This is a genomic window from Aeromonas sp. (assembly GCF_050633025.1).
Classification (GTDB): Bacteria; Pseudomonadota; Gammaproteobacteria; order Enterobacterales; family Aeromonadaceae; genus Aeromonas.
Genome location: NZ_JBODRQ010000184.1, coordinates 1 through 5,197, shown reverse-complemented (window position 1 = coordinate 5,197; position 5,197 = coordinate 1). Strand labels below are relative to the sequence as shown.

Annotated in this window: 6 protein-coding genes; 2 read left to right on the top strand and 4 right to left on the bottom strand. The window is 62.1% G+C overall.

All coding sequences use genetic code 11. The features are described from left to right. Both ACRAUW_RS16670 and ACRAUW_RS16665 read right to left on the bottom strand, forming a co-directional pair. The coding region (locus ACRAUW_RS16670; protein ID WP_431363173.1) for an aminotransferase class III-fold pyridoxal phosphate-dependent enzyme at positions 1-443 on the bottom strand (443 nt) is incomplete at its 3' end. Positions 444-572: 129 nt separating this feature from the next. Beyond that, positions 573-2,036 carry an NAD-dependent succinate-semialdehyde dehydrogenase gene (locus ACRAUW_RS16665; protein ID WP_431363172.1) on the bottom strand — a complete coding sequence of 488 codons (1,464 nt, stop codon included), beginning with the start codon at positions 2,034-2,036 and terminating at the stop codon, positions 573-575. A gap of 353 nt (positions 2,037-2,389) precedes the next feature. Between ACRAUW_RS16665 and puuR the strand changes: the two genes are divergently transcribed. Further along, positions 2,390-2,992 carry an HTH-type transcriptional regulator PuuR gene (puuR, locus tag ACRAUW_RS16660; protein WP_431363174.1) on the top strand — a complete coding sequence of 201 codons (603 nt, stop codon included), beginning with the start codon at positions 2,390-2,392 and terminating at the stop codon, positions 2,990-2,992. A 45-nt stretch (positions 2,993-3,037) separates the two neighbouring features. Then, positions 3,038-4,315 carry an NAD(P)/FAD-dependent oxidoreductase gene (locus ACRAUW_RS16655; RefSeq protein WP_386914876.1) on the top strand — a complete coding sequence of 426 codons (1,278 nt, stop codon included), beginning with the start codon at positions 3,038-3,040 and terminating at the stop codon, positions 4,313-4,315. 128 nt (positions 4,316-4,443) lie between these two features. Here ACRAUW_RS16655 and ACRAUW_RS16650 read toward each other — a convergent pair whose 3' ends face one another. Together ACRAUW_RS16650 and ACRAUW_RS16645 are read right to left on the bottom strand one after the other, a co-directional pair. Continuing rightward, a complete protein-coding gene (locus ACRAUW_RS16650) occupies positions 4,444-4,692 on the bottom strand; it encodes a DUF3297 family protein (protein WP_005338226.1) in 249 nt (82 codons plus the stop codon). Between the two features lie 112 nt (positions 4,693-4,804). Further along, positions 4,805-5,197 (bottom strand): N-acetyltransferase (locus ACRAUW_RS16645; protein ID WP_431363171.1); only part of this gene is annotated, 393 nt, incomplete at its 5' end.

Here is a 5,197-nt window from a genome sequence, read left to right as displayed (position 1 = left end):
CCCATCATGGTGCGGCCGTGAAAGCCCCCCTTGAAGGCGATGGTGCCGCTGCGGCCGGTGTGGGCGCGGGCGATCTTGATGGCGTTCTCGACCGCCTCGGCACCGGTGGAGAGAAACAGGGTGCGCTTGGGCGTCGGGCCGGGCACCAGCGCATTGAGCTTTTCGGCAAGCTCGATATAGCCGGGGTAGGGGGTGACCTGAAAGCAGGTGTGGCTGAACTTTTCCAGCTGTTCACGTACCGCCGCCACTACTTTTGGATGGTTGTGACCGGTGTTGAGCACGGCGATGCCGGAGGCAAAGTCGATGTAGCGGTTGCCCTCCACATCCCACAGCTCGGCGTTTTGCGCCCGGTCGATAAAGACCGGCAGTAGGGTGCCAACGCCGTTGACCACGGCCGCTTCGCGGCGCGCTTGCCACGCCTTGTTTGATTCTGACTGACTCATCTTTCCTCCCTGAGGGGCCGCAGCCCCCGATATTCCCTGAATGAATGTGTGGCGGGCGATCTGGCGCCCATTACCGCCGCACAGCCCATCGGGGCACATTCGGCGGCCTGTTGTCTCTGTGTTGCTGCCTTAGCGAATGGCGCCAAAGCAGAGGTATTTGGTCTCCAGATACTCCTCCAGCCCCTCGGCGGCCCCTTCACGGCCAAGACCCGACTCCTTGATCCCGCCAAAGGGGGCCAGCTCGGTTGAGATGATCCCCTCGTTGATGCCGACCATGCCGTATTCAAGCTGCTCCGCAACGCGCCACACCCGGGCGATATCGCGGCCATAGAAGTAGGCGGCCAGGCCATAAGGGGTGTCGTTGGCAATGGAGATGGCCTCGGCTTCGGTCTCGAAGCGCACCAGCGGGGCGACCGGGCCGAAGATCTCCTCCTGCAGGATGGGGTTGGTTTTAGCCACCTTGCCCAGAATGGTGGGCTGATAGAAGAGCGGGCCGGCGGGGTGGGCTTCGCCCCCCAGCAGCAGCTCGGCACCGGCGGCGACCGATTGCTGCACCAGCTCGGCCACCTTGCTGGCGGCTGCCGGGTTGATCAGCGGGCCGATCTGGGTGCCCTCTGCCATGCCATCCCCCACCTTGAAGGCGGAAACGGCGGCGGTGAGCTTCTCGGCGAAGGCGTCATAGACGCTGGCCTGCACCAGAATGCGGTTGGCGCAGACGCAGGTCTGCCCGGCGTTGCGGTATTTGGAGGCGAGCGCCCCGGCCACGGCGGCGTCGAGGTCGGCGTCGTCAAAGACGATAAAGGGGGCGTTGCCACCCAGCTCCAGTGAGAGGCGCTTCATGGTGTCGGCGCACTGGCGCATCAGCAGCTTGCCGATGCGGGTCGAACCGGTGAAGGAGAGCTTGCGCACAGTCGGGTTGTTGCACAGCTCGTTGCCCACCGCGCTCGGCTGGTGGCTGGTGACGATATTGATCACCCCGGCGGGGATCCCTGCCTGCTCGGCCAGTACCGCCAGCGCCAGTGCGCAGAGCGGCGTTTCGGCGGCAGGCTTGATGACGATGGTGCAACCGGCGGCCAGCGCCGGGCCCGCCTTGCGGGTGATCATGGCAATGGGGAAGTTCCACGGGGTGATGGCGGCGACCACCCCGACCGGCTGCTTGATGGTGGCCAACCGGCGATCGCTGCTAAAACCCGGGATGGTGCGGCCATAGGCGCGCTTGCCCTCTTCCGCGAACCACTGGATAAAGCTGGCGCCGTAGGTCACTTCCCCCTTGGCTTCCGCCAGCGGCTTGCCCTGCTCGCAGGTCATGATGCGGGCCAGTTCATCGCAGTGGGCGGTGATAGCGGCAAACCAGGCGTAGAGCTTGTTGCTGCGCTCCTTGGCGGTTAGCGCTGCCCAGGCGGGTTGCGCCCCGTGGGCGGCCGCGATGGCGCGGCGGGTATCCTCTTCATTCATGTCGGGCACCTGAGTGATCACGGCACCGGTAGCCGGATTGGTGACCTCGAAGGTGCGGCCGCTGGCGGCCTCGCACCACTGACCATCTATATAGGCGCGGGATTTGATCAAGCTTTGATTGGAGCTGGTAGCGGACATGGCAAGCCTCAATGGTGAAACCTGGCAGCAAGGTGGCGATGATGCGGCTCATCCTGTGGTGCTGCCGTATAAAATAATAAGCACAGGGAGACCATAAATTGAGCTGAAATGTTTTTCAAGTGTTAAATATATTTGAATTGTTGGTGAGCTGCATGCTAGAAAATGGGCTGTGTAGCGCAGTTTACCCCGATCCTGTGGCTTGATGTGATGGGCTGGGTGTGCAAAATAATTAACGATGTGTGTGTAACATCGCAAACAGCCAGGGATGGTGCTGGTCCGCTATTTTAACCAGAGGGAAGAGGGAGATGACCCATGTTGCGGGAGTGCAGGCAGAAGATGAGAGGGGGCCTGCCATGAGCGGGCCACAGAGCAGTGAGATCGAGGCTCGCCTGCAGCTGGTGCCGCAGAGTGGTGCCCGTACCATGGGCGAGCGGCTGGCGGCGGTGCGCCATCAGCTGGGGCTCTCCCAGCGGCGGGCGGCCGAGCTGAGCGGCCTGACCCACGGCGCCATCTGCATGATCGAGCAGGACAAGGTGAGCCCCTCGGTGGCCTCCCTGCAAAAGCTGCTCACCGTCTATGGCCTGCCGCTGTCGCGCTTTTTCGCCGAGGAGGAGAGCCGCCCTTGCAGCGTGGTGATCAAGGCTGAACAGCTTATCGAGCTGGGCAGTCAGGGGGTCTCGATGAAGCTGGTGCACAACGGCAACAACCGCCGCCAGCTCGGCTTTATGCTGGAGACCTATCCCCCCGGCACTGACACCGGCGGGCAGGTCAAGCATCAGGGGGAGGAGGTCGGCACTGTGCTGGAGGGGTCGGTAACCCTGACGGTGGCAGGCCAGAGTTATCAACTCGAAGCGGGCGACAGCTATGTGATCGATACGGGCGAGCCCCACAGTTTCAGCAATCCGTCGGGGCAGATCTGTCGCATCGTCAGCGCCCACACCCCGGCGAGCTTTTAATCCTGACAGTAGTTTGGCAACAGAACCGGTAAGGAAACAGGGATCATGACCGAACATGTAAACAGTTACTACGCAGCCAGCGCCAATAAACACGCGCCCTACCCGACATTGACCGAGCAGCTGGAGTGCGATGTCTGCGTCATCGGGGCGGGCTATACCGGCCTCTCCAGCGCCCTGCATCTGGTGGAGAAGGGCTACAAGGTGGTGGTGCTGGAGGCGGCCCGGGTCGGTTTTGGCGCCAGCGGCCGCAACGGCGGCCAGATCGTCAACTCCTACAGCCGCGACATCGACACCATAGAAGCGAACTGCCCGCCGGATCAGGCCAGGCTGCTCGGTTCCATGCTGTTTGAGGGAGGCCAGATCATCCGCGAGCGGATCAAGCGCTACAACATCCAGTGCGATCTGCAGCAGGGGGGCGTCTTTGCCGCCGAGACCGAGAAGCAACTGCACGAGCTCAAGTCCCAATATGCCCGTTGGCAGAAGTGGGGCAATGACCAGCTGGAGCTGCTCGATGCCAAGGGGGTGCGCGAGGTGGTCGCGAGCGATCGCTACGTCGGCGCCCTGCTCGACAAGAGCGGTGGCCATATTCACCCCCTCAATCTGGCGCTGGGGGAGGCGGAGGCGATCCGCATCCAGGGGGGGCAGATCTTCGAACAATCCGCCGTCACCAGTATCACCCCGGGTCAACCAGCCCTGGTCAAAACAGCCAAGGGGGCGGTGAAGGCACGCTTTGTGGTGGTGGCGGGCAACGCCTATCTCGGCAATCTGGTGCCCGAGCTGGCGGGCAAGAGCATGCCCTGCGGCACCCAGGTGATCGCCACCGAAGTGCTGGGGGAGGAGCGGGCTCGCTCGCTGTTGCCACAAAACTACTGTCTGGAGGATTGTAACTACCTGCTCGACTACTACCGTACCTCCGGCGATCACCGGTTGCTCTATGGCGGCGGCGTGGTCTACGGCGCGCGGGATCCGGCGGATATCGAGCGGCTGATCATTCCCAAGATGCTCAAGACTTTCCCGCAACTGGCGGGGGTCAAGGTGGAGTACACCTGGACCGGCAACTTCCTGCTCACCCTGTCGCGGCTGCCGCAGTTTGGTCGCATCGGCCCCAACATCTACTACATGCAGGGCTACAGCGGCCACGGTGTCACCTGTACCCATCTGGCGGGCAAGCTGCTCTCCGAGGTGCTAAGCGGTCAGGCGGAGCGCTTCGATGCCTTTGCCAAACTGCCGCACTACCCCTTCCCGGGTGGCCGCCTCTTCCGTATCCCCTTTACCGCCGCGGGCGCCGCCTGGTACACCTTGCGCGACCGGTTGGGGGTATAAAGGGCTGCCCAGAGAAAAATGTGGGCTGGTGGTTGCCGCTTAGCTAGCGCAGATGCCAGCACCAATACCGGAAACAACAAGGCCACCGCGAGGGCGGCCTTGTTGTTTATCAAGCAGCAGCGCGCTGATTAGCTGTAGAAGGCTTCAACGGTGCCCTTGAGCTTGATCAGGATGGGCTGACCACGGCGATCCAGCGCTTTGGGGGAGGGGATCTTCACCCAACCTTCGCTGATGCAGTACTCCTCGACATCGGTGCGCTCTTTGCCGTTCAGGCGAATACCGATCGGGTGCTCGAAGCAGGCGGCCACATAGTGAGGGCTGCGGGGATTGCAGGAGAGGTGATCCGGCAGAGCCGGTTTGGTGCTGGTATCGCTCATCGATATAACCCGAAATGAATAAAAAGTGGGTCATTGTAGAGAATGCCGCCATGGCATTCAAGGCGGCCACAAAACAGGCAAAGCGTGCTCGCCATCGCTATGGGCGATCCGCTTATCCCCGTTGCCAATGCATCACCAACTCGGGGTGGCCGCTATGCTCGCACAACTGCTGCTCACCCTCTTTGAAACCGTTGCGGGAATAGAAGCGCCGCGCCTGCTCATTTTCGGCGTAGACCGTCAACTCGAGTCGATCATATTGGGCTTTGAGGTGTTCGAGCAGTTGGCGACCCAGCCCGTGTGATTGGTGATCTGGGGAGATAAACAGGGCGGCGACAGACCCCTGATACCAGGAGATAAAGCCCAGTAGCTGTCCATCCTCCTCATAACCCCAGCTCTTGCTGGCGGGCAGATAGATGTCCCGCATCGCTGCCCGTTGCTCATGCCAAAAGGCGGCGGGAATAAAGTCGTGGGCTTTTACCGATGCCTGATACCAGAGCTCGACGGC